This is a genomic window from Bacillus sp. FSL K6-3458 (assembly GCF_038005045.1).
Classification (GTDB): domain Bacteria; phylum Bacillota; class Bacilli; order Bacillales; family Bacillaceae; genus Bacillus; species Bacillus altitudinis.
The window spans coordinates 2645847-2670465 of the sequence record NZ_JBBOSI010000001.1 but is presented as its reverse complement, the minus strand read 5'-3'; the positions used below and the strand labels follow the sequence as shown (position 1 = coordinate 2670465).

The following is a 24619-nucleotide window of genomic DNA, read 5'->3' as shown; positions in this document are numbered from 1 at the left end:
GATCCTTTTAAGCAATCGATTTTTTACGAAGCATGTCCTTCCATTGTCTTCGAATTTTCTTGCGCAGACGACGAAGCATCGCGGATCGCCTCCTTTCGGTATGAGTCTCATTCAGCCATTTGTTCCGTTCTCTCTATATACTTGTATTATATGATGTTTCCACTTAATGTTACATGGTTATATGTGGGAAATGGGCGTTTTAAGAGGAAGTGGTTTCGTCAGTGAAGATCTTTCTGTATGATGAAGGGGAGAGGGTATACATAACAAGAGACAGGAGACGAGATATGAATAAAAAAGTCATCTTCTTTGATATCGACGGTACTTTATATGACCATGATAAAAAAATACCTGAATCAACGAAGCGAGCTGTTCGTTTATTAAAAGAAAAAGGGCATCATCTCTTCATTGCATCTGGCCGATCGCCTTTTCTCATCCAGCCTATTTTAGAAGAAATAGGGCTTGACTCATTTATTGCTTATAACGGTCAGTATGTCATGTACGAAGGAGAAGTCATTTACGGCAATCCACTTAAGCAAGAGCTGATGGATAAAATTTATGAAACAGCGGATCAACATGATCATCCGCTTGTTTTCATGGGAGAGAAGACGATGAAGGCGTCTGTGCCGAACCATCCATTTATCCATGAAGGGATTGGCACTTTAAAAACAGAGCATCCCGAGCACGATTTGTCATTCTTTAAAGAAAACGTCATTTATCAAATGCTGTTATTTTGTAAAGCAGAAGAGGAACATCTATATGAAGCGTTCCGTGAAGAAATTGATCTCGTCAGGTGGCATGAGCTGTCTACGGATGTCCTGCCAAAAGGTGGATCAAAGGCTGAAGGAATTAAACGAGTCATTGAAAGACTTCCGTACGATCAAAAGGACACAATTGCCTTCGGTGACGGGCTGAACGATCGAGAAATGATTTCGTTTGTTGGAACAGGTGTTGCAATGGGGAATGCAGTCAATGAATTAAAAACATTAGCTGACTTTGTCACCAAACCTGTAGATGAGGATGGCATATTCCACGCTGTGAATGAATTAGGCCTTATTGATGAATAAAAAACAAGACCCGCTGATGGACGGGTCTTGTTTTTATATTATGATCTGCCGATCGCAACCGCGTTGTCTGGCTCGGCGAATGGATGATCTTTTTGAATATGATCATAAAACATAATGCCATTTAAGTGGTCAATTTCATGCTGAAAAACGATGGCTGGAAACCCTTTGAGGCGAATATCAATGTCTTCACCTTCAAGCGTTGTACCTTTCACCCTGATTTTTTCATAGCGCGGGACGAATCCGGGGATGGCTTCATCAACAGATAAACAGCCTTCTCCAGTAGCTAAATAAGCTCTTTTGACTGAATGGCTAACAATGCGAGGATTGAATAATGCATAGCTGTAAAGTTCTCCGCCCTCGTCTTCACAGTGAACAGCGATCATTCGTTTACTGATATTGATTTGCGGAGCTGCTAGGCCAACACCGGGTCTAAGTTCATATTTTTCAGCAATGTCTGCATCCTGACTGTTTTTGACAAATTCAATCATGTCAGCTAATTGCTGTTTTTCTTCTTCTGTTGGCGGGAGTTCGACCGCTTCAGCTGTTTGTCTTAAGACGGGATGCCCGTCTCGTACGATATCATCCATGGTAATCACAAAACTTCACTCCTATTTCCTTTGTATGTAAAGTATATAAAATGATACACAACATATGCAATGAAATAAAGAAGACCGGTCGTATGAGACCGGTCAGAGGCTTATTCAGCCATTAGCAGCAGCCACCGCCGCCTAAGAATGCTGCGCCAACAATGATCAATAGAATGAATAGGACGACGATTAAAGCGAATGTACGTCCACCACCGTAACCGTATCCACCACCATAACTTGGATAGCAACAACCGCCGCCGTATCCATAACCGTAACCGCCGTATCCACCATACATACTTCCATGACTATAATTAGACATACTTTTGACCTCCTTTGGAAATACACTCGGCCTCTCATAAGTGAAGGCGAAGCGTGTAATATAAACTATGTATGAATGCACTATTTGTATAGTCATGAGCCTAGAGCATGAAAAAAATCTTCTTTCCCCTCTAAAAACCATCCTCTTTCCTTGTCACAACCGCCCTGAAAAATTATAGTGGTATGTGGAGATGTAAAGGGGGACCTTGTAATTGAAACAGATGAAAAGAAGAATAAAAGCAGGTGCAACTTTAGCGGGGATATGCACCATCTTGCTTGCGGGCTGCGGAGGTCAAAATCCGCTTTATGAGATGCAAGATGCCATGACAAAAATGAGCGAAAAAGAAGCATCCTTTGAAAAAGAACAAGGCGCACTGCAAAGCTATGAAAAAAAAGAGCAGCAGTTGTATAAAAAAATGATTCAAACAACAAAAGACCACACAAAAACAGTCTCAAACTTGTCTGATCAAGCATTAGCATTGGCAGAAAAGCGTGAAGAACATTTAAAAACAGAAAAAGACAGCATGGATCAATCGAAAAAAGAATTTCAATCTGTAAAGGAATTCGCTGAACAGATAAAAGAGGCGGAAGTAAAAGACAAAGCAGAACAAACAGTCAAATCAATTGAAAAAAGATATGCATCGTATGATCAGCTTTACCGTGAGTATCAAAAGGCGCTGAAACAAGACAAGCACTTGTATGAATCCTTAAAAAGAAAAGACTTAGGATACGCCGAACTGAAATCCAAACTGAAAACAGTCAATCGTTCCTATAGTAAAGTTAGAAAAGAAAGCAAGAAGTTCAATCAATATACAGATCAATTGAACGAATATAAACAAGCTTTATACAAAACAGCTCAGAAAGAATCACAAAATAGCTAAAAACAGTACTTGCATATTTGCTAGTTCTGTTTATCGCTGCTACTCACAAAGTGCCTGCATGTCGTTACTCGTTTTTCCAAGATGTCAAACTGAAAAGAAGAGAAGGGGTTAAAATGAAGTTCATTTTGGCCCTTTGTCCATCACGATCAAAAGAGCTGAAAATAGCTCTTTTTTTATTTTTCGACAAAAACAAACATGAGCTATTGTAGTACAGTGATCCACTCTATACTAGTACAGTTTGTGGTGTTGATTAAACAGATTGATACAGGTCACCATAAAAAGTAAAGCGAATACATTTATTTAAATAAAGCCGTTAAATCAATTGACGGACTATTTTTCTTGTTGTAAACTATTCCTTGTTAACAGAAGTTGTATTAGTTTTTTGTGAACTATCGTTAATACAGTTAGAAAAACTCAAAAGCAAGCGATCATCCAATGTTTCGACAATGATCTTTGTGGCTATTATATACAGGAGTCATATGAGCATTTTGGGTTATCCTATATCTGTATGTATAAATGGATTCACGACAAATTGACTGTTAAAAGAAAGGAAGAGGTGACTTTAGAATGGCTGCAAAAACAAAAAAAGCAATTGTTGATAGCAAAAAGCAATTCGATGCCATCAAAAAGCAGTTTGAAACGTTCCAAATTTTAAACGAAAAAGGCGAAGTCGTAAACGAAGCGGCAATGCCAGATCTTTCAGATGACCAATTAAAAGAATTAATGCGCCGTATGGTGTTTACACGTGTATTAGATCAACGTTCAATTTCATTGAACCGTCAAGGACGTCTTGGCTTCTATGCGCCAACAGCTGGACAAGAAGCTTCTCAGCTTGCAACTCACTTTGCACTTGAGAAAGAAGATTTCATTCTTCCGGGATATCGTGATGTACCACAATTAATCTGGCATGGTCTTCCACTAACAAAAGCATTCTTGTTCTCTCGTGGACACTTTGTTGGAAACCAAATGCCTGAAGATGTGAATGCACTTTCTCCGCAAATCATTATTGGTGCACAAATCATTCAAGCTGCTGGTGTAGCTCTTGGTTTGAAAAAGCGCGGTAAAAATGCTGTTGCAATCACTTACACTGGTGATGGTGGAGCTTCACAAGGTGATTTCTACGAAGGTATTAACTTTGCAGGGGCTTACAAAGCGCCAGCGATTTTTGTTGTCCAAAACAACAGATATGCGATCTCTACACCTGTTGAAAAGCAATCTGCTGCACAAACGATTGCACAAAAAGCAGCTGCAGCTGGTATCGTAGGCGTACAAGTTGACGGTATGGATGCATTAGCTGTATACGCAGCGACTGCTGAAGCTCGTGAGCGTGCTGTAAATGGTGAAGGTCCAACATTAATTGAAACTCTTACATTCCGTTACGGCCCACATACAATGGCTGGTGACGATCCAACAAGATATCGTACAAAAGAAGATGAAAATGAGTGGGAGCAAAAAGATCCATTGGTACGCTACCGCAAATTCTTGGAAAACAAAGGCCTTTGGTCTGAAGAAGAAGAGAATAAAGTCATCGAAGATGCAAAAGAACAAATCAAACAAGCAATCAAAGAAGCTGACGAACAGCCTAAGCAGAAAGTCACTGATTTGATTGAAAACATGTACGATGTGAAACCATTTAACTTGGTTGAACAGCTTGAAATCTACAAACAGAAGGAGTCGAAGTAAGCCATGGCGCAAATGACATTGATTCAAGCGATCACTGATGCGTTACGCACAGAACTGAAAAATGACGAAAACGTTCTCGTTTTCGGAGAAGACGTTGGTAAAAACGGCGGCGTATTCCGTGCGACTGAAGGATTGCAAAAAGAGTTTGGTGAGGATCGTGTATTCGATACTCCACTTGCTGAATCTGGTATTGGCGGTCTTGCAATTGGCCTTGGACTACAAGAATTCCGCCCAGTAATGGAAATTCAATTCTTCGGATTCGTTTACGAAGTATTAGATTCTGTTTCTGGACAAATGGCTCGTATGCGTTACCGTTCTGGAGGACGCTGGCATTCTCCAGTGACAATCCGTTCTCCATTTGGCGGAGGAGTTCACACACCTGAGCTTCACGCTGACAGCTTAGAAGGTCTTATTGCACAACAGCCTGGTATCAAGGTTGTTATTCCTTCAACACCTTACGATGCAAAAGGACTATTAATTTCTGCAATCCGTGACAACGATCCGGTTGTATTCCTTGAGCATATGAAACTTTATCGTTCTTTCCGTCAGGAAGTTCCTGAAGAAGAGTACACAATTGAAATCGGTAAAGCTGACGTGAAACGTGAAGGTTCTGACCTTTCAATCATCACTTACGGTGCAATGGTTCACGAATCACTTAAAGCTGCTGAAGAACTTGAAAAAGAAGGCGTTTCTGCTGAGGTCGTTGACCTTCGTACAGTGAGCCCGCTTGATATTGAAACAATCATCGCTTCTGTTGAAAAAACAGGCCGTGCGATCGTTGTTCAAGAAGCACAAAAACAAGCTGGTATTGCAGCAAACGTAGTAGCTGAAATCAATGATAGAGCAATTCTTAGCCTAGAAGCACCAGTACTTCGTGTAGCTGCACCTGATACTGTATTTGCTTTCTCTCAAGCTGAGAGCGTATGGCTTCCAAACCATAAAGACGTGCTTGAAACAGCTAAGAAAGTTCTTGAATTTTAATTAAATGACAGAGGGGAAAAGAATTTATTTCTCTTCCCCTTTATCAATTACATGACCGTGTAATGTTGACAGAACAAGGGTTTAACATAATCTAGGAGGCGAAAAACAGTGGCATTTGAATTTAAACTTCCGGACATCGGAGAAGGTATCCACGAAGGTGAGATCGTTAAGTGGTTTGTAAAACCAAACGACGAAATCAATGAAGATGACGTTTTAGCAGAGGTACAAAATGATAAAGCAGTTGTAGAAATTCCTTCACCTGTTAAAGGAAAAGTATTAGAATTAAAAGTTGAAGAGGGAACAGTTGCAACTGTAGGACAAACAATCATTACGTTTGATGCACCTGGTTACGAAAATCTTCAATTTAAAGGCAGCGAAGAAGAAGGCGAAGCAAAAACTGAAGCTCAAGTACAAGGTACTGCTGAAGCTGGTAACGAGCCTGAAAAGAAAGAAGTTGCTCAAGAAGAAGCGGCAGCAGCAACTGGTGCTGGCGCACAAGAGCAAGTAGATGCTGATCCTAACAAACGCGTTATTGCTATGCCATCTGTACGTAAATATGCGCGTGAAAAAGGCGTTGAAATTTACAAAGTTGCAGGTACTGGTAAAAATGGCCGCGTGCTAAAAGAAGATATCGACAGCTTCCTTAATGGCGGTTCTGCAGCAACTCAAGAAGCAGCACCTCAAGCAGCTGAAAGTGCGAAAGAAGAAGCGGCTCCAAAAGCGGCAGCAGCTCCAGTTCTAGAAGGAGAATTCCCAGAAACTCGCGAGAAAATGAGCGGAATCCGCAAAGCGATCGCGAAAGCAATGGTGAACTCTAAGCACACAGCTCCTCACGTAACATTAATGGATGAAGTTGATGTAACAAACCTTGTTGCACATCGTAAACAATTCAAACAAGTTGCAGCTGATCAAGGAATCAAGTTAACTTACTTGCCTTACGTTGTAAAAGCTCTAACTTCTGCTTTGAAAAAGTACCCAGTACTTAACACTTCTATCGATGATAAAACAGATGAAGTTGTTCAAAAGCATTACTACAACATCGGAATTGCAGCTGATACTGAAAAAGGCTTGCTCGTTCCAGTTGTGAAAAATGCAGATCGCAAAGCGATTTTCGAAGTATCTAACGAAATCAACGAGCTTGCAACAAAAGCACGTGATGGTAAATTGGCTCCAGCTGAAATGAAGGGTGCATCTTGCACAATCACAAACATCGGTTCTGCTGGTGGACAATGGTTTACTCCAGTCATCAACCACCCAGAAGTAGCGATCCTTGGTATTGGCCGTATCGCTGAAAAAGCGGTTGTTCGTGATGGCGAAATCGTTGCAGCTCCAGTCTTAGCTCTTTCCCTAAGCTTTGACCACCGTATGATTGATGGAGCTACTGCGCAAAATGCCCTTAACCACATCAAGCGTTTATTGAATGATCCACAATTAATTTTAATGGAGGCGTAAATTCATGGTAGTAGGAGATTTCCCAATCGAAACAGATACTCTTGTCATCGGTGCAGGTCCTGGTGGATATGTAGCTGCTATTCGTGCTGCACAGCTAGGACAAAAAGTAACAATCGTTGAAAAAGGAACACTTGGCGGCGTATGTTTAAACGTCGGCTGTATCCCTTCAAAAGCATTGATCAATGCTGGACATCGTTTCGAGAATGCAAAGCATTCTGAAGACATGGGTATCAAAGCTGAAAACGTAACAGTTGATTTCACAAAAGTTCAAGAGTGGAAAGCTTCTGTTGTAAACAAATTAACAGGTGGAGTTCAAGGTCTTCTAAAAGGAAATAAAGTAGACATCGTCAAAGGTGAAGCTTATTTCGTAGACAGCAACTCTGTACGTGTCATGGATGAAAATTCAGCGCAGACTTATACATTTAAAAATGCAATTCTTGCAACTGGATCTCGTCCAATCGAATTGCCTACATTTAAATACACAGACCGCGTGATTAACTCAACTGGTGCTTTAGCGCTTAAAGAAGTTCCTAAAAAGTTAGTTGTCATCGGTGGTGGATACATCGGTACTGAGCTTGGTACTGCTTATGCGAACTTTGGAACAGAAGTTGTCATCCTTGAAGGTGGAGACGAAATCCTTCCAGGTTTTGAAAAGCAAATGAGCTCATTAGTGAAACGTAACCTGAAGAAAAAAGGAAACGTTGAAATTCACACAAACGCTCTTGCAAAAGGCGTTGAAGAAAAATCTGACGGTGTCACTGTTACTTTCGAAGTAAAAGGTGAAGAAAAAACTGTCGATGCTGACTATGTACTTGTGACTGTTGGTCGTCGTCCAAACACAGATGAGCTTGGTCTTGAGCAAGTTGGTGTTGAATTGACAGACCGCGGAGTTGTCAAAACTGACAAACAATGCCGTACAAGCGTTTCAAACATTTATGCAATTGGTGACATCGTTGATGGACCACCACTTGCACACAAAGCTTCTTACGAAGGTAAAATTGCTGCTGAAGCAATCGCTGGAGAGCCAGCTGAAATTGATTACCTTGGTATTCCTGCTGTTGTATTCTCTGAGCCAGAACTTGCAACTGTTGGATATACTGAAGCAGAAGCAAAAGAAGAAGGAATCGACATCGTTGCAGCGAAATTCCCATTCGCAGCTAACGGACGTGCACTTTCTCTTGATGCAACTGATGGCTTCATGAAGATGATCACTCGTAAAGAGGATGGTCTAGTTATCGGTGCACAAATCGCAGGTGTTGGTGCTTCTGATATGATTTCAGAGCTTAGCCTTGCAATTGAAGCTGGTGTGACAGCTGAAGATATCGCTATGACAATTCACGCTCACCCAACTTTAGGTGAAATCACAATGGAAACGGCTGAAGTAGCAATCGGAAGCCCAATCCATATCGTAAAATAATGAACGTTGAAACCCTCTCCACACGGAGAGGGTTTCAGATTGTTGACAAAGGGCTAAAATGAACTTGATTTTAGCCCTTTGTCTTCTTTTCAGCATGATAGAAAACCTTTGAAGTCTAGGAAGGTCGAGTACTGGCGCGGAGCGAATTTGACATTCGTGAGCACCAGCACGCAGGACTGACAAAGAATGCGAGGGTTTTTCTACACGCTGAAGCCCTCTCCACACGGAGAGGGTATTTTTATGTATGTGAAACCTCACTGAAAATGAAAAACCCTCATGAGCTGAGGGTTTTTTTCATATGGATATATAAGTGCAAAGTCGAATCGTTAATTTGTATTCACTCGATCTAATGCTTGGCATATAGGTGATAAGATATCCTCTTTACTTCGGACATTACCTTCCACCTTCACAATGACCTTTTCATTATTGACAAGTAAAATAGCCGGCAGTTCGTCTACTTCATTTTTCCAGCCTTTACGATCTTCTTTGACAATCATCTTGGACATTTCCTTCGGATATTCATTTTTTAAATCGAGCACTGCGTCATAATAAGGACTTTCTTTATCAAGATTTTCTGCATCAGTAAAAAAGAGAATTCTCGGCTTTTGAATATGACTGACCTGGTCTGTCTGATTCGGTATGATATACGCAAATGAGCATGAACTAAGTACAAAGAGCATAGGGAATATAATGAGAAGGGTCCTCATAAAATTCAATCTATTCACCTCAAAATCCTTTGGGGTTGTACCAACATTTTTAGGAGCCAGTTCCCTGTTAGTCACTCTAGTGTATCACGTCCTTTTTGACAATTTTCGATTGTTACTCAATTGTTACAGAATTGATATGAAGCAAAATACATTTGAAACGTTTCCTCAATATGATGAGAAAAAAGCATATTTTTATAAAAAATGATTAAATGTGTCATACAATTAACCGTTGACAACTTAAATGTGACATCATATTATAGAGATATGAAATAGATTAAACGCTTTCAAACTTTGAGTAAAGAAAAGGGGAATGTACGTGGGTACAATTATTTGTCAAGATTGCAATGAAACCATTGATCAATTTGAAAATGAAAAAGTGACAACACTTTATGGAACATGTGGTCACTGTCATTGCTGTGATGAAGCCTCTGAATAAATAAAAAAGCATGCAGCCCCAATTGGGGCTGCATGTTTCTTTTTTATAAAATGGCTTTTTGTTCTTTAATGACACGAATCATATCTAGTGTGGAATCTTCAGGTCCTTGAACAGGAAGACCGATTTCGATATTTTTAAAGATATAGGAGATATTTTCTTCTGTGATGATTTCTCCTGGTATAAAAATAGGAATACCAGGCGGATAAACCATGACAAATTCTGCAATGATCCGGCCAGCCGCTTCTTTAAATGGAATGACTTCCGTTGTTGCGTAAAAGGCGTCACGCGGGGTCATCGCAAGCGAAGGGATCTCAGGCAGTAGCACTTCTGTCACGGCTTGTTTGCCGCCTTGACGTGCAGAGGTGGCTGCAATTTCCTTCATAGCCGTTACAAGCGTATCAATCGTCTCATCACAATCGCCAGGCGTCACGATACATAAAATGTTGTATAGGTCAGAGAGCTCTACTTCAATTCGGTAGCTTTCTCTTAGCCATTTCTCCACATCATGGCCATTCAGTCCAAGGTCTTTAATGGAGATGATTAATTTTGTTGGGTCATAATCGTAAGTAGAAGGTGAACCGAGAATTTCTTGACCAATACAAGTAATACCTTCAATTTCGTTTAAACGAGTTCTTGCTGATTCAGCTAATCGAATGGCTTCATCTGCAAGTGCCTTTCCTTCAGTCGCTAATCGCTTTCTAGCGACATCCAGGGAGGCTAAAAGCAAATAAGAAGTAGACGTAGTTGTCAGCATGCTTAAAATAGATTGTACTCGATCCTTTGAAACAAGTCCTTCTTTTATATTTAAAATCGAGCTTTGGGTGAGAGAGCCACCAAGTTTATGCACACTTGTTGCTGCCATATCAGCTCCCGCCTGCATCGCAGACAATGGAAGCTCATCGTGAAAATGAATATGCACACCATGTGCCTCATCTACAAGAACAGGTACGTCATATGAATGAGCAATCTCTACAATGGTTTTTAAATCAGCTGAAATGCCAAAATACGTTGGGTTAATCACAAGCAGCCCTTTCGCATCTGGATGTTTAGTCAGCGCTCTTTTAGCTGACTCTGGCGTGATGCCATGAGAGATGCCAAGCTCTTTGTCAATTTCCGGGTGAATAAAAACAGGTACTGCACCAGAAAATACAATAGCAGACATAATCGACTTATGGACATTACGTGGAACAATAATTTTGTCTCCAGGGCCACAGACGGTCATCACCATTGTCATGATCGCGCCGCTTGTTCCTTGTATAGAAAAAAACGTATGGTCGGCACCAAATGCTTCTGCTGCAAGCTCCTGTGCTTCTTTGATCATTCCTCGAGGCGAATGTAAATCATCAAGAGGTTCTATATTAATAAGGTCAATGCTTAATGCATTGTCTCCAATGAATGCTCTAAATTCAGGATCCATTCCGGCTCCTTTTTTATGGCCTGGAATGTGAAATTGGACTGGATTGGTTGAAGCGTGTTTTTTTAGTCCAGTGTATAAGGGTGTATCATGTTGTGACAATTGCTTTCCCACCTTCATCGAAATACCTGCTATTATTATCCCAATAACAGCAGATTTCATTGCATAAAACAAAAGAATTATATTATGAACTGATCGGAATGTAAAGCATAAAATCAATCGGATTCTGATCAAACAGATGCTATAATAAAAGTTCAAATAAGAAATGTGGATTAAAGTGAGGGACAAGTAAATGGAATATCAATATCCAATGGACGTCGACTGGACAACTGAAGAAAAGATGGCGGTCATTTCATTTTTTCAAGCCGTTGAAAAAGCCTATGAAACAGGAATTGCGAAACAAGCGTTACTAGAGGCTTATAAACGATTTAAAGAAGTTGTACCATCAAAAGCAGAAGAAAAGACGCATTGTGCGGCGTTTGAAAAGGGAAGTGGGTATTCCCCTTATCGCACAGTAAAAAGTGCAAGAGAGGCTGAAGAAACAGCTATGATACGGATGTGAAAAACGAGCCAATATAGGCTCGTTTCAGCGTGTAGACAAACCCTCGCATTCGTTGTCAGTCCTGCGCGCTGGTGCTCACGAATGACAAATTCGCTCCGCTCCAGTGCTCATCCTTCCTAGACTGCAAAGGTTTTCTATCACGCTGAAAAGAAGACAAAGGGCTAAAATAAAGTTCATTTTAGCCCTTTGTCAACAATCTGAAACGAGCCAATAAGGCTCGTTTTTTTATACAGATTCTTTTTGTGTAAAGCGGTATAGATAAGTTACTGTGCGGAAGGCATCTTCAATTTTTGATAAGAATTCTTCATTATTCATTTGAACAACTTCTTCTCTAGGAAGCTGGATGCCGCAAAGGAGTTCGGCCTTTTTGACTGTTTGAACACGTTCAAATAGTGTTCTCAGCTGTTCAGCATCAAGTTCGCTGTGGCGGAGGACGTCCGGTTTCATATGATCCTTAGACCAAACAAAGTCTTGCGGTATTTTCTTTTGGATCGTGTCCAGCTCTTTTTCGAATAGTTGCCCATATTCACCTTTCACTGGAGATTCATAAATGAGCGCAAACCATACAAATACATGAGTTTTCCAAAGCCCAATTTGAAAATGAGGGAGCTTTTTATACCCACGCTTACTGTTAGCGAAAGCCACCCAAGTGTCATTTGGCGGGTTGACTGATCTTCTTGCATGTTTTGCCACGTGGACAAACATTTCGTCACCTGTAATAGAAGAAAGAAGCGGTGCAAAATGTTCACCAAGTGCTTCAAGCTTTGGACGGACTCTCTCTTTTAATACGGTCATACGTTCATCTAAACCGTCTACTGTGAATGTTTCAAAATCTTCATCTCTAAAACGCATTTCACTCATGTTATGCCTCCTGTATCTTTTCGCTGATCATATTTTATCATAGCTTGGGTCAAGCTCAAAAAAAGATGCACTTTAAAGAGAAAGATAGCAGGGATCTTGGTTCGGCGTTTAAAAACATCGATTTTGTGGTACATAACAAATAGGTAAAAACACAATTTTCAGAATGTCGTTGCGGTTATGCGATCGCTTCATACGATATAAGCAAGAACCATTTCTCTTATCGATTGTATTTTTTATCAATGAAAACTGACAAGGAATGAATCATTCTCTGGAAGGGGCGTTGACCAATGAAGCAAATCGTGAAGCATGGGTATAGACAAGAGAAGAAGAATCGCATCGCTGTGTGGAGATTAGAGGTTGATTATGAGCTTTCTACGCTTCATGAAGCCATCGAGCAAAAAGATGATATCCAGGTAGAACGCAGCAAACGAAAGCTTGAGCGCCTAAGAAAAGAATGGGAGCAGCTTCAAGGGTAAAACAAGGTGAGGTAAAAACGAACCAATTCATCGGTTCGTTTTTGTATGAAGCTGCTTTTTTCTTGCTTTTACGTACATAATATCAGTATGCTAATACAAATAGGTACTACATAGAAAAGAGGTTTACAGTCCGATGACAAACTGGGTGGAAATTGACCGACTTGCAAAGCTTTGGGTAAAAGAAGCGGGTAGCCGCATTAAAGCATCCATGCAGGAAGGTCTATCAATTGAAACAAAATCAAATCCAAATGATCTTGTCACAAACATCGATAAAGAAACAGAACGTTTCTTCATTGAAAAGATACAGTCGACATTTTCAGATCATCATATTTTAGGAGAAGAGGGCCAAGGGGAAGAAGTGACCTCTCTAGACGGGATAGTATGGATCATTGATCCAATTGATGGCACCATGAACTTTATCCATCAAAAACGAAATTTTGCCATTTCAATTGGGATATTTGAACATGGTGTGGGGAAAATCGGCCTTATTTATGACGTCATCCATGACGAGCTCTATCATGCAGTCAAAGGAGAAGGGGCGTATATGAACGATACATTACTCCCGCCTTTAAAAGATGTCGCCATTGAAAAAGCCATTGTCGGCATTAACCCAACATGGGCGATTGAAAGCCCTCATTTTGACGCTAAGCCGTTTGCCCGTCTCGTACGCGATGTGAGAGGAACACGAACGATTGGGTCAGCTGCACTTGAACTAGCTTATATTGCAAGCGGAAGAAGCGACGCATATGTTACGTTAAGGTTAGCGCCTTGGGATTATGCGGCTGGATGTGTGTTACTTGATGAGGTAGGCGCTGTTTACTCGAATATTCACGGAGAACGCTTGACGTTTCTAGAGAAAAATAGCATTGTTGCTGGAAATCGATCCGTCTGTGAAAAAATCTTGCATGATTACATAAAGGGAAGCGGAAATAAAAAATAAACAACATCACTTCATGAGAATGAAGTGATTTTTTGTATTTGATGAAACTTTTTGACAAGTCAAATGTCTATACGAACGAGGCCTTAATTTGAAGTAAAGGATTGTGTAGCGATGTTTGATTTGTTTAGTGATTTATCCCTCCATTTTGAAAGGTTTTTTATTTTAAATGAGTACAGTATCCACATGATTCAATGGTGTGTGCTTGGACTATTTGTCCTTTTCATTACACTTCCCATATGGAAAGAAAAGAAGAGTAGTTATGTATTTTATGCTGGAATCGTATTAAGAGTAGTTCTGCTAGGGAGTATGACACTTGAGATGATCCACCAAGTGCTAGCTAGACAGTATACGATCGAAACATTTGAAGTACTGACAGATTTCATGCAATTTCTCATCTATGGATATGTCTTGCTTGCATCACTTTTCTATGTGATTTCTCTTCCTTATTTAAAAAATAGGGGCATGTTTTTTGCATTTGATTTATCTGTGTTACTTCTGCCTTTATGTCAAACGGTATTTATTGTGTTAGTTGAAAGCAAAAAGTTCTTTCTCAGCGGTGATACGGAGCTGGTATGGAGAGATTTAATCATCATTTTGCTTATGATTGGCTTTGCCGCTTTGGTACTTCACCTATTCTTTCGTTTGTTTTGGCATCAGAAGTGGAAAGAATTGCTGTTTTTCTATGGCCTGATTTTCGCTGCGCTGCTGTATATTTTTTATCCTTCTATCTCGAAGCATGAGCTGCAATCTTCGTTTAAATCCATTGTAATTTTAGTAGCGGCCGCAGGAAGCTTTATGACCTTACATTTGTTATGTGCGTTACTACAAAACAAGGTGAAGTTGAGACAGTGGGGTGCTTGGGGAATTGTCGTCTTTTTTATGCTGATGCTAAACCCGATCCTAAATCTCCCACATATCATGTTTCAATTTACTAAAACGGAACTGACAGATACTTTCTCAGAAGAATATCGCCCTTTATCTGAAGCAAGTGCAAAAGCATTCGCTTCAAAGTTTGTACCAGCGGACATTTCATTATATTCAACGACTATTAAGCAGCCGATCTCTGATAACTACGTGTTTGCAGCCGATCAGTATGAAGTGAATGTTTCTGCGTTTACAGGTGAATTAAACAGCTATTTTTATCATGGTCGCGCAAAGGGACAGCATTTGACCGATAAAGAATATAGGGGAAAAACCATTGAATTTTTTGAAAGAAGCGGCCGATCCGTTGATCTAGACCGCATTCATGTAGTGGTTGAAAAAGAAGACGGGGAGACAAGCGTTCTTCTTTTGCCAAAAATGTCTCAGAATAAAGATGAGAGCTTAGCGTTTGCCACCTGGAAAAAAGAGACGCTTCGACAAGCGCAATATGGGAACGCCATCTTTCAATTGAAGGATGTAGACGGGATCAATTTAACAAACAAAGAAATGAAAACGAAAATTAATCGTATTTATAAAAAGTTAAATTTACAGCCACCAGCTTACCAGATCACAGACGTTGATGCTTTTTATTTTGAATGGCAGCATGAAGTGGCGGTAAAGACAGCCGATCAATCTGAATTTCTGTTTAATGGTTCAACGAAAGAATTGCTCAAAATACAGCTATCAAAATCGATTCTTCAACAGAAAAAAGGAAATATCAGTGACGAAGATTTGTTGGAATTGATAGGGGAACAGTCAAAAGACGTGAAGACAGAAACAGGAACTCGTGAACACAAACAATATACTTTTCACGGGTCATCAAATTTACTTCATGTGACGAGAGATGCCGATGGAATTGAGTTGAATTGGCAATCAGACTCTTCTTTACCGCATACGGTATCGAATCAAGAACGTGATGAAGTCTATCAGCAAGTTCTCAAAAAGTATGAACCTTATGCCATCTATAAAAAACAAATCAAGCCAGTGAGAATGATCGACAAAGAGGGGAAAATGAGCATTTCGTGGTTTGTGATCATTCAAACCTTCGGATCGAATGAGCGGAAAATATATGAAGTAAATGGACGAACAAAAGAGGTGCAACGTTTTGACAGATAAAGAAAAACAAGCCATCTTTCAAGACTTATATGAATTGTATCAGGAAGGGGAGCTTGGAGAAGAGGCTTCTAACTGGATGAAGATGCATGAGAAGCAGTTTCAGCATTCCGTTAAGGAAAACGAGTTTGCTCCTGTCCACACTGAGGATCAGAGCGATTATCACGAATTAAAACGCATGAAGTGGTTTATTTCTTCGTTATACTTCTTTTTTATCGTTTTATCAATTTGGATGACTGTGTGGTTTTATTTTTGATGTCTAGACCGACCAATCAAATTGAAAAAATATATGAAGAATATTTTCAGGAAATCACCAAATATTTATATCGCAGAACGGGAAATGTCGAAACAGCCAAGGATCTTGCGCAGGATGTATTTATCAAGGCACTGCATGGATTATCCTCTTTTAAAGGACATTCAAGCATTAAAACATGGCTTTACACCATTGCTTATCATACATTTGTCAACGACTATCGCCGAAAAGTAAAACGAACTTTTACGGATGTAGAAAAAGCTGACTTTTTAGAGCAGCAGATATTCATGACACCTGAAGAGCATTTAGAAACTCAAGCGGATATTCAAAGACTGTGGAGCCATATCAATCAATTGAAGGATTCTTACCGGGAAGTCCTCATTTTAAGAGATATTCAGGAATTATCGTATGAAGAAGTAGCGGAAATTTTGAATTGGACTTTATCTAAAGTAAAGACAACCCTTCATCGAGCAAGATTAGAGCTGAAACGAAAGCTACATTGTGAGGAGTTCAACAAATGAACTGTTATTTGATTGAAGAACTATTACCACTTTATATAGAAGGGGACACGAGTGAAGAAACAAATCAATTAGTGAATGAGCACTTACGTTCATGCAAAAAATGCCTTCATCTATATGAAGAAATGAAAGAACCAGTCTCTATTGCAAAGTCAACTGATTTCATACCGTTCATAGATGAAAAAGAAGAAAAAAGAAAGCTTGAAAAGCGCTACTATGGAAAACTGTTATTACGGGCAAGTATCGTTTTTAGTATCGTCTATCTCATCATGCTCTTGATCTATTGGATATAAGAAAGAACCCCCATCTGGATGAACCGGATGGGGGTTTTTGAGCTTAGTTCAATTTTTCTTTAGCAATTTGAACTGCATCATAGAATGTTTTTAATTGCTCTTGAGGAATTTTCTTAAGCAATTGGTTGAAAACAAGTAATTCAGTAGAGCTGAATCCAAGACCTTTAGCGATCTTAGAATCAATTACAACGTTTCCTTTTTTGTCTAGAACAAGTGCATCACCAGCAAGATCAGCAATTCTGATCACTGATTTGAAAAGCTTTTCGAATTTAGTTGCTTCTTCTTTAGTAAGACCAAGTTCAACAGCTTTTTCTGCATCAAAAACTAATTTTCCTTTTTCGTTTTTAGTGATGCTTTCACTGAAAACGATTGTAAGAACAGCTGCGCGATCTAAGAATTTCTCAGCAGTCGCCGCTTCTTCTTCAGTCAAACCGAGCTCAACAGCTTTTTTCACATCAAATGTGTAGTTGTTGTCTTCCTCAACAAATGAATTGATGAGAATGTTGATGACACGCTCGTTTTTCTCCAATAATTCTTTAATAATTTGTTGCTGCTCAAAAGGAATCCCTTTGAAAGTTGCAGCACTTGCTTGCCCAGGAGCTACTGTTGTGAAAGTAAAAATGATAGCTAAAGCGAAAAATACAACAGAGCTGAGCGATTTGCTCAAAAACTTCTTCATGCTTCTTTTCTCTCCCTTTTCTGTTAAATTTTGTTGCAAGAACAGCATACCATGAGAAACTTTGTGGAAGAATAGGAAAAATGTAACTTTGTGTTTGATTTTGGAGAACTATAAAAGTTCTTGTCGAAAAATGGAAGAGTTCAGATTGCTTAGATTTGCCAACACTATATGAAATTTTTAGTTGAATCATTAGTGTTACATAGGTGGTTGGTCTTGTTTTTACCCAAAATAAAAGCCTTCTACATGTAAAATGTAAAAGGCTTTTCATAAATTTTATGATTGTACGTTTAATTTTCGTTTTAATGTAAATCCTGTACCCATGAAAATCATGGCGAACACAATACTTAGACAAATACCCAGCACGTTTTTTTCTGCAAGAGTTACCCCAATAAACGCCATACTGACAACCGCAAGTAATGCACATAATAATAGAAGCCATTTGATTTGTTTCATTTGTCTCCATCCCTTTTTTTAGAGTTAATATAAGTTTACAGAAAAACGATCGGCATTTAAAGGGGATTGTGATATAATATGAAAGTTATCTAATTATTTTAGGAGATGAAAATGTGAAACTTCGAAAAGACCTTCGCAACATCGCAATTATTGCCCACGTTGACCATGGTAAAACGACGCTTGTTGACCAATTGCTCCATCAAGCTGGTACTTTCCGTGCGAATGAAAATATCGCTGAGAGAGCCATGGATTCAAATGATTTAGAGCGAGAGCGCGGTATTACGATCTTAGCTAAAAATACTGCGATCCATTATAAAGATACACGCATTAATATTTTAGATACACCAGGACACGCCGATTTCGGTGGTGAAGTTGAGCGTATCATGAAAATGGTAGATGGTGTACTTCTCGTTGTGGATGCATATGAAGGTTGTATGCCTCAAACACGATTCGTGCTAAAAAAAGCACTTGAGCAAAACTTAACACCAATTGTTGTTGTCAATAAAATTGACCGTGACTTTGCTCGTCCAGCTGAAGTAGTCGATGAAGTCATTGACTTGTTCATTGAATTGGATGCAACAGAAGAACAGCTTGAATTCCCAGTTGTGTATGCATCAGCAATCAATGGTACAGCAAGTAACGATGCTAGTAAGCAAGATGAAAACATGGAATCGTTGTTTGAAGCGATTGTCAACCATATCCCATGCCCAGTCGACAACCATGAAGAGCCGCTTCAATTCCAAGTGGCACTACTTGATTACAATGATTATGTTGGAAGAATTGGAATTGGCCGTGTATTTAGAGGAACGATGCAAGTAGGACAGCAAGTTGCTCTAATGAAAGTGGATGGCAGTGTAAAACAATTCCGCGTGACGAAGATTTTTGGTTTCCAAGGGTTAAAACGAGTGGAAATCAATGAAGCGAAAGCTGGAGATCTTGTCGCAGTATCTGGTATGGAAGACATCAACGTAGGTGAAACAGTCTGCCCGGTAGAACACCAAGAGGCATTGCCGATCCTTCGTATCGATGAGCCGACACTTCAAATGACATTTGTTGTGAATAACAGCCCATTTGCAGGACGTGAAGGAAAGTACGTGACATCACGTAAAATTGAAGAGCGTTTAGAACAGCAGCTTCAAACAGACGTAAGTCTTCGTGTAGATCCAACGGATTCACCTGATGCTTGGGTCGTATCAGGACGCGGTGAGCTTCACTTATCCATTCTGATTGAGAATATGAGACGTGAAGGATTTGAACTGCAAGTATCGAAGCCAGAAGTTATTGTAAAAGAAGTTGACGGTGTTCGATGTGAGCCTGTTGAGCGCGTTCAAATTGATGTACCTGAAGAGCACACTGGCTCTATCATGGAATCAATGGGCGCAAGAAAAGGTGAAATGATTGACATGATCAATAATGGTAACGGTCAAGTTCGCCTGATCTTTACAGTGCCATCACGTGGTTTAATCGGATATACAACTGAATTTCTTTCATTAACTCGTGGTTTTGGTATTTTAAACCATACGTTTGACAGCTACCAGCCGATGCAGTCTGGTCAAGTTGGCGGACGCCGTCAAGGTGTACTTGTTTCAATGGAAACAGGTAAAGCAACTGCTTACGGAATCCAAGGCGTTGAAGAGCGCGGTGTGATTTTCGTTGAGCCGGGTGTTGAAGTATACCAAGGAATGATTGTTGGTGAGCATAACCGTGAAAACGATCTTGTTGTCAACGTAAGTCGTATGAAACAACAAACAAACGTGCGTTCAGCGACGAAAGATCAAACAGTTAGTATGAAAAAACCACGTATTATGTCACTTGAGGAATCTCTTGAGTACTTAAATGAAGACGAATACTGTGAGGTTACACCGGAATCGATCCGTTTAAGAAAGAAAATTTTAGATAAAAACGAACGTGAGAAAGCAGCGAAGAAGAAAAAGCTAGCAGGATTATCTTAATTCCATGAAGAATTAAAAAGATAGAACCCTGAAAGATAAGGGGAGGGAATCTTTTTGAATGATCAGGAAGTAAGTGAGAATCTATCCTTTTTCGCGATGCTGTTTCGTGTCGATGAAAATCCGCAAACAGGGATGTGGCTCTTATATGGCACCATCCTTGTTTTAGCGATTATTGTTTTTAAACTCGGCTTTGCTAGACGTTTACCGATTTTAAAAGCACTTGTCATTTATTTGTTTTTGATTTTTGGCTGCACGTTTCTCACATTTCTAGGTATCTTCTTGCCAGTCGCAGAAGGCCTGGTTGTGGCAGCTGTCATTTTGATTATTTATAAAATACGGCTGCATCGTGCGAAAAAAGAAGGAACAGTAAGTACGTAAAAAAGACCTGAACTTGTGTCAGGTCTTTTTTATGTCTTCTGTTCTTTTTTTCCTTTTTTCTTCTTTTTCTCTTTCGTCGCAGGATCTTGATAAAGAGAGAATCTGCCAGTTTTGATGCGTGCCTCTGTCTTTACTTTAATTCTTTCTTGGCAGTCATCGCACATATATGTATGAATCGGTCGATTTCTTAACCGTTTAGCAACAAGTGTATCATCATTAATGGTTTCAAGCTTTTCACATAATGAGCACTTCACTCTCATCATTTTCACCTCACTTTGGTCATGCCTTCATTATAGCATGTTTTTTGAACCACTTAAAATCAGTATAAAAAGGCTTATATCACAAGAGATATAAGCCGCAGCGTGTAGACAAACCCTCGCATTCGGTGTCAGTCCTGCGCTTCGGTGCTCACGAATGTCAAATTCGCTCCGCGCCGATGCTCGTCCTTCCTAGACTGCAAAGGTTTTCTATCACGCTGAAAAGAAGACAAAGAGCCAAAATAAAGTTCATTTTAGCCCTTTGTCAACAATCTGATGATTATATCACAATAGATATAAGCCGTTCTCATTATTTCTTCTGATTCATATGATGGTTTGATTGATCGTTTTGGTTTTTTTCTAATTGCTTTTGATCTTGTTGTTTGAGCTGATGGTTCGGATCATTTGTCGGATCTATTTCGTTACGGTCGATTTCATTTCGAGGCATTTCTGGCATAACACGGCCCACAATGGCTGCTAATTCGTCCATAATTCCGCTTACTGGCCTGCCTGCTTGTATTTCTTTGCCCATTTCCTTTAAACGGCTCACTGTATCAGGGTCAGCGACGACAACAGCATTCGCACCTTCTGGGTCATTTTTCAGTGCTTTGGCGACTGAATATTTAATGGTTTCAACTTTGCTTCTATCTAAATCATCTTTTACATCAATGCCGACGACAGCATACTTGCCGATGACGATCGCTGTTGCGTCATTTACATCTGCTACATGCTCAGTCACATTCACTAGGTGCTTTGCCACATCTGTTGATGGGCGGGCTTTGTCAGTGTTTTTCTTGGATGAGTCTGATACTCTTACTAAATGCTTGTTTCCGTCTTGATGTTCTTGTGCCAAAGGCTTCTCTTGATGCTGGCAAGCGCCTAATAAAAGAATGGTTTGAACCATGAATAACGTCAAAAATAGTCGCATGTGTATTCCCTCCTTCACAAACTGCATGATTTATTTTATTGTTGAATTAACCTTCTAACTTTATTCATGAAAACATATATTTTAACAATCGTTTTTGGAAAGACAAGGATGAATGAAACCCCGATCAGGAGGCGAAGGACCTGAGTAAAATTTATGTATTAGACACAAATGTGTTATTACAGGATCCGAATTCAATCTTTTCATTTGAAGACAACGAGGTCGTGATTCCGGCCGTAGTGTTAGAAGAAGTAGACTCGAAAAAAAGATATATGGACGAGGTTGGGCAAAATGCACGACGTGTCTCACGTTTAATCGACGGGTTGAGATCGAAAGGGAGACTGCATGAAAAAATTACGCTGGAGTCAAAAGGAACGCTGCGTATTGAGCTGAATCATCGCTCTTTCCATGAACTTCAAGAAATTTTCATCGAAAAAACAAACGATAACCGGATTTTGGCTGTTGCGAAGAATTTGAGCTTAGAGGAAGAAACAAAACCGGATGGCCGGCCTGTTATTTTGGTCAGCAAAGATGTCCTAGTGCGAGTAAAGGCGGATGCCATTGGTCTGCAAGCAGAGGATTTCTTAAGCGATCGAGTGCTACAAAATGAAGACATTGATAACGGCTATCACGAGCTCTATATTCCGACTGAGCAGCTGAATACATTTTATAAGCAAAATCAGTTACCGATAAAAGACGTTACCCAAACGCCATTAAACCCTCATCAATTTGTTATTATGAAGGGGAATGAGGGTGGTTCTGCTTTGGGGATGCTTGATCAAAAAGCAGAGCATGTGAAACGGCTTATTTATGACCAAGAACATATTTGGGGAATTCGCCCAAAAAATGTCCAGCAAACGATGGCGCTTGAGTTACTTTTACGCCGCGATATTCCGCTTGTGACACTTATCGGAAAAGCGGGAACAGGAAAGACACTGCTTGCGCTTGCTGCTGGATTAATGCAGACAGAGGACCTCGGCATGTTTAAAAAGCTCATCGTGGCCCGCTCCATTGTTCCTGTCGGTAAGGACTTAGGGTATTTGCCAGGCGAAAAAGAAGAGAAGCTCAGACCGTGGATGCAGCCGATCTATGACAACCTAGAATTTTTATTTAACACAAAAAAACCTGGTGAACTCGATGCGATACTAGCGGGCATCGGTTCAATTCAAGTGGAAGCTTTAACGTATATTCGCGGGAGAAGTATCCCTGATCAATTTATCATTATCGATGAGGCGCAAAATTTAACAAAACACGAAGTGAAAACATTATTAACGCGGGTTGGTGAGGGAAGTAAAATTGTGCTGATGGGAGACCCAGAGCAGATTGATCACCCTTATTTAGACAGCTTAAATAATGGGCTCACATATGTCATTGAGCGTTTCAAAGGGCAGCAAATATCTGGACATGTCAAGCTTGTCAAAGGAGAAAGGTCTGGACTTGCACAGCTTGCAGCTGATTTATTATAGTCCAGACCCGTCATCTTATGTAATGATTAACTCTTTGACGCCTTTAATCGGCTGAGTGATGTTGGACTGATCCTCGAAATAAACGTGGATTGGTCCTTCTTCTGTTATAGGCTTTCCATTTTGGCTGAAATGGGCAATGCTATCCATCGCCTTAGAGAGCGGAACAGCAATTGTTTCTGTTTCTGTGACAAATTCACACGTCTCCGCTTGTTCGAGCGGTTCTGCATTTTTTATCATGTCGCCAAGTTTCATCCCGAAGCTGCCTGTGACAAGTCTTTCTTTTTCGTACTTTTTCTCTGTTTTTAATGTGGGTGGAAGTGTTTGACCTTCTCTTATGACCCGCTCTTGATCGAGTTCCTGATCTAGCTGCTGCTCTTCATTTGCTGCACTTTTCTCAAAAAATGAATCCATTAAAAATTTACGGTCATCAAAAATCCATACACTCGGATCAATGGTGATCTTGTATTGTACGTTCCCCTTGATTTGAATAATGCTCATGTTCAAGACAACCCCTTTCCAACATAAATTATAGAAGTTTTCGCCCGCTTTGTCACTTTCATAAACATGCACCTCCTTGTACACACTACGATTAGACGAAAAATAGGGAGGATTTTGGGCATGGCATGTCGTGACAATGAAGAGCTTCAGCGATTTGTAGAAGAGGCAAAAAAGGTGGCCAAAAATGGAAAGGTAGCATCCTATATTCCGGCACTCGGTAAAGCGGATCAATCGGATTTATCTGTCGCTGTTTATCATGTGAGTAATACGTGCCACTCAGCGGGAGATGTTGATAAACGATTCACCCTGCAAAGTATTTCAAAAGTATTAGCCCTGGCGCTCGTGCTCTCAGAAGAAGGACCGAAAAAAGTGTTTCAATATGTTGGACAAGAACCGACTGGCGACCCGTTTAATTCGATGATTAAACTAGAGACTGCAAGCCCCAATAAGCCGCTTAACCCAATGATTAATGCAGGAGCGCTTGCCGTTACAAGTTTAATAAGAGGGGCAACGCCGCAAGATCAGCTGAACCGGCTGCTTGGTTTTATTAGAGAGCTTGCCAATGACACCACCATTACATATTGCAAAGAAACCGCTGCATCCGAATTTGAAACATCAATGATTAACCGCGCAATGTGCTATTATATGAAGCAATATCATATCATTAAAGGGAATGTAGAAGAGGTGATGGATGTCTATACGAAGCAGTGCGCCGTCATGATGAATAGCCTGGATTTGGCGAAGATCGCGTGTGTTTTTTCATTAGATGGCAGGCATCCAGAGACAGGAAAGCAAATTCTTTCGAAAGATGTTGCTAGAATTTGTAAAACGTTTATGGTCACATGTGGTATGTACAATGCGAGCGGGGAATTTGCGATTAATATCGGAATCCCTGCTAAAAGTGGGGTTTCAGGCGGAATTATGGGGGCGGCCCCATACGACTTTGGGATAGGTATATTCGGGCCTGCTTTGGATGAAAAAGGGAATAGTATTGCGGGTATTAAGCTGCTTGAGCTCATGAGTGAAAAATATGAGATGAGTATCTTTTAATGACGAATGGCTTCTTTTTATTTTTACAGAGCGAACTGTACAAATCTGCTTGCAATTTTGGGCGTTTCGCTTTATGATAAATAG

Annotated in this window: 28 protein-coding genes; 18 read left to right on the top strand and 10 right to left on the bottom strand. The window is 40.1% G+C overall.

Features of this window, described 5'->3' with window-relative positions; genetic code table 11:
* Positions 1–284: 284 nt before the first annotated feature.
* Entirely contained in the window at positions 285–1064 is a 780-nt protein-coding gene (locus tag MHH23_RS14095) for a Cof-type HAD-IIB family hydrolase (protein ID WP_327855278.1), read from the top strand.
* A gap of 38 nt (positions 1065–1102) precedes the next feature.
* On the opposite strand, the gene def is transcribed toward MHH23_RS14095, so the two are convergent.
* Together def and MHH23_RS14085 are read right to left on the bottom strand one after the other, a co-directional pair.
* Positions 1103–1660 carry a peptide deformylase gene (def, locus tag MHH23_RS14090; protein ID WP_008345111.1) on the bottom strand — a complete coding sequence of 186 codons (558 nt, stop codon included), beginning with the start codon at positions 1658–1660 and terminating at the stop codon, positions 1103–1105.
* Positions 1661–1772: 112 nt separating this feature from the next.
* Complete coding sequence (locus MHH23_RS14085) at positions 1773–1946, bottom strand: YjcZ family sporulation protein (protein ID WP_117590933.1); 174 nt, start codon at positions 1944–1946, stop codon at positions 1773–1775.
* A gap of 235 nt (positions 1947–2181) precedes the next feature.
* Between MHH23_RS14085 and MHH23_RS14080 the strand changes: the two genes are divergently transcribed.
* The 5 genes from MHH23_RS14080 (at position 2182) to lpdA (ending at position 8383) form a co-directional block, all read left to right on the top strand.
* The gene (locus tag MHH23_RS14080; protein WP_340959687.1) at positions 2182–2850 is read left to right on the top strand and encodes a YkyA family protein; all 669 of its coding nucleotides are present in this window, start codon (positions 2182–2184) and stop codon (positions 2848–2850) included.
* A 567-nt stretch (positions 2851–3417) separates the two neighbouring features.
* Positions 3418–4533 carry a pyruvate dehydrogenase (acetyl-transferring) E1 component subunit alpha gene (gene pdhA / locus MHH23_RS14075; protein ID WP_007498599.1) on the top strand — a complete coding sequence of 372 codons (1116 nt, stop codon included), beginning with the start codon at positions 3418–3420 and terminating at the stop codon, positions 4531–4533.
* A gap of 3 nt (positions 4534–4536) precedes the next feature.
* Positions 4537–5514: a pyruvate dehydrogenase complex E1 component subunit beta gene (gene pdhB, locus MHH23_RS14070; RefSeq protein WP_007498597.1), complete on the top strand. Its 978-nt coding sequence runs from the start codon at positions 4537–4539 to the stop codon at positions 5512–5514.
* 108 nt (positions 5515–5622) lie between these two features.
* Positions 5623–6966 (top strand): dihydrolipoamide acetyltransferase family protein, encoded by a 1344-nt coding sequence (locus MHH23_RS14065; RefSeq protein ID WP_008345100.1) that lies wholly within the window; start codon positions 5623–5625, stop codon positions 6964–6966.
* Positions 6967–6970: 4 nt separating this feature from the next.
* Entirely contained in the window at positions 6971–8383 is a 1413-nt protein-coding gene (gene lpdA / locus MHH23_RS14060) for a dihydrolipoyl dehydrogenase (protein ID WP_003211097.1), read from the top strand.
* Between the two features lie 326 nt (positions 8384–8709).
* Here lpdA and MHH23_RS14055 read toward each other — a convergent pair whose 3' ends face one another.
* Positions 8710–9090, bottom strand: coding sequence for a hypothetical protein (locus MHH23_RS14055; protein WP_223255627.1), 381 nt, complete (start codon positions 9088–9090; stop codon positions 8710–8712).
* A gap of 316 nt (positions 9091–9406) precedes the next feature.
* Here MHH23_RS14055 and MHH23_RS14050 point away from each other — a divergent pair, with 316 nt between their 5' ends.
* Positions 9407–9526, top strand: a complete 120-nt coding sequence (locus tag MHH23_RS14050; RefSeq protein WP_003212464.1) for a GapA-binding peptide SR1P — start codon at positions 9407–9409, stop codon at positions 9524–9526.
* 43 nt (positions 9527–9569) lie between these two features.
* Here the strand turns inward: MHH23_RS14050 and MHH23_RS14045 are convergent, their stop codons facing one another.
* Positions 9570–11042 (bottom strand): aminotransferase class I/II-fold pyridoxal phosphate-dependent enzyme, encoded by a 1473-nt coding sequence (locus MHH23_RS14045; RefSeq protein ID WP_017359394.1) that lies wholly within the window; start codon positions 11040–11042, stop codon positions 9570–9572.
* A 190-nt stretch (positions 11043–11232) separates the two neighbouring features.
* Here MHH23_RS14045 and MHH23_RS14040 point away from each other — a divergent pair, with 190 nt between their 5' ends.
* Positions 11233–11502, top strand: coding sequence for a UPF0223 family protein (locus tag MHH23_RS14040; RefSeq protein WP_008345089.1), 270 nt, complete (start codon positions 11233–11235; stop codon positions 11500–11502).
* Positions 11503–11727: 225 nt separating this feature from the next.
* Here MHH23_RS14040 and MHH23_RS14035 read toward each other — a convergent pair whose 3' ends face one another.
* On the bottom strand, positions 11728–12363 hold the full coding sequence (locus tag MHH23_RS14035; RefSeq protein WP_008345087.1) for a DUF1054 domain-containing protein: 636 nt from the start codon (positions 12361–12363) through the stop codon (positions 11728–11730).
* Between the two features lie 287 nt (positions 12364–12650).
* Here MHH23_RS14035 and MHH23_RS14030 point away from each other — a divergent pair, with 287 nt between their 5' ends.
* The 6 genes from MHH23_RS14030 to MHH23_RS14005 all read left to right on the top strand — a co-directional run bounded on the left by MHH23_RS14030 (position 12651) and on the right by MHH23_RS14005 (position 16877).
* A complete protein-coding gene (locus tag MHH23_RS14030) occupies positions 12651–12839 on the top strand; it encodes a hypothetical protein (protein ID WP_008345085.1) in 189 nt (62 codons plus the stop codon).
* A gap of 133 nt (positions 12840–12972) precedes the next feature.
* Positions 12973–13779 carry an inositol monophosphatase family protein gene (locus tag MHH23_RS14025; protein WP_039168628.1) on the top strand — a complete coding sequence of 269 codons (807 nt, stop codon included), beginning with the start codon at positions 12973–12975 and terminating at the stop codon, positions 13777–13779.
* A 183-nt stretch (positions 13780–13962) separates the two neighbouring features.
* Positions 13963–15816, top strand: coding sequence for a hypothetical protein (locus MHH23_RS14020; protein WP_268431971.1), 1854 nt, complete (start codon positions 13963–13965; stop codon positions 15814–15816).
* The gene (locus tag MHH23_RS14015) at positions 15806–16069 is read left to right on the top strand and encodes a hypothetical protein (protein WP_268431970.1); all 264 of its coding nucleotides are present in this window, start codon (positions 15806–15808) and stop codon (positions 16067–16069) included. Before MHH23_RS14020 ends, MHH23_RS14015 begins: the two co-directional genes overlap by 11 nt.
* Positions 16069–16587: a sigma-70 family RNA polymerase sigma factor gene (locus MHH23_RS14010; RefSeq protein WP_025207276.1), complete on the top strand. Its 519-nt coding sequence runs from the start codon at positions 16069–16071 to the stop codon at positions 16585–16587. Before MHH23_RS14015 ends, MHH23_RS14010 begins: the two co-directional genes overlap by 1 nt.
* On the top strand, positions 16584–16877 hold the full coding sequence (locus MHH23_RS14005) for an anti-sigma factor family protein (RefSeq protein WP_100324955.1): 294 nt from the start codon (positions 16584–16586) through the stop codon (positions 16875–16877). Before MHH23_RS14010 ends, MHH23_RS14005 begins: the two co-directional genes overlap by 4 nt.
* 43 nt (positions 16878–16920) lie before the next feature.
* On the opposite strand, the gene MHH23_RS14000 is transcribed toward MHH23_RS14005, so the two are convergent.
* Together MHH23_RS14000 and MHH23_RS13995 are read right to left on the bottom strand one after the other, a co-directional pair.
* The gene (locus MHH23_RS14000; RefSeq protein ID WP_203144304.1) at positions 16921–17556 is read right to left on the bottom strand and encodes a hypothetical protein; all 636 of its coding nucleotides are present in this window, start codon (positions 17554–17556) and stop codon (positions 16921–16923) included.
* A 273-nt stretch (positions 17557–17829) separates the two neighbouring features.
* Positions 17830–18009 (bottom strand): DUF5325 family protein, encoded by a 180-nt coding sequence (locus MHH23_RS13995; protein WP_003211596.1) that lies wholly within the window; start codon positions 18007–18009, stop codon positions 17830–17832.
* Between the two features lie 113 nt (positions 18010–18122).
* On the opposite strand from MHH23_RS13995, the gene typA reads away from it, so the two are divergent.
* Both typA and MHH23_RS13985 read left to right on the top strand, forming a co-directional pair.
* Complete coding sequence (gene typA / locus MHH23_RS13990) at positions 18123–19961, top strand: translational GTPase TypA (protein WP_012009833.1); 1839 nt, start codon at positions 18123–18125, stop codon at positions 19959–19961.
* A 96-nt stretch (positions 19962–20057) separates the two neighbouring features.
* Positions 20058–20339, top strand: a complete 282-nt coding sequence (locus tag MHH23_RS13985; RefSeq protein WP_045034298.1) for a YlaH-like family protein — start codon at positions 20058–20060, stop codon at positions 20337–20339.
* Positions 20340–20368: 29 nt separating this feature from the next.
* On the opposite strand, the gene MHH23_RS13980 is transcribed toward MHH23_RS13985, so the two are convergent.
* Both MHH23_RS13980 and MHH23_RS13975 read right to left on the bottom strand, forming a co-directional pair.
* Positions 20369–20599 (bottom strand): YlaI family protein, encoded by a 231-nt coding sequence (locus tag MHH23_RS13980; RefSeq protein WP_008345063.1) that lies wholly within the window; start codon positions 20597–20599, stop codon positions 20369–20371.
* 307 nt (positions 20600–20906) lie between these two features.
* The gene (locus MHH23_RS13975) at positions 20907–21524 is read right to left on the bottom strand and encodes a YhcN/YlaJ family sporulation lipoprotein (RefSeq protein WP_039168625.1); all 618 of its coding nucleotides are present in this window, start codon (positions 21522–21524) and stop codon (positions 20907–20909) included.
* Between the two features lie 140 nt (positions 21525–21664).
* On the opposite strand from MHH23_RS13975, the gene MHH23_RS13970 reads away from it, so the two are divergent.
* Positions 21665–22987, top strand: coding sequence for a PhoH family protein (locus tag MHH23_RS13970; protein ID WP_268431975.1), 1323 nt, complete (start codon positions 21665–21667; stop codon positions 22985–22987).
* Positions 22988–23002: 15 nt separating this feature from the next.
* Here MHH23_RS13970 and MHH23_RS13965 read toward each other — a convergent pair whose 3' ends face one another.
* Positions 23003–23485 (bottom strand): hypothetical protein, encoded by a 483-nt coding sequence (locus MHH23_RS13965; protein WP_008345056.1) that lies wholly within the window; start codon positions 23483–23485, stop codon positions 23003–23005.
* Positions 23486–23605: 120 nt separating this feature from the next.
* Here MHH23_RS13965 and glsA point away from each other — a divergent pair, with 120 nt between their 5' ends.
* Complete coding sequence (gene glsA, locus MHH23_RS13960) at positions 23606–24535, top strand: glutaminase A (protein ID WP_019743436.1); 930 nt, start codon at positions 23606–23608, stop codon at positions 24533–24535.
* The last annotated feature ends 84 nt before the right edge of the window (positions 24536–24619 follow it).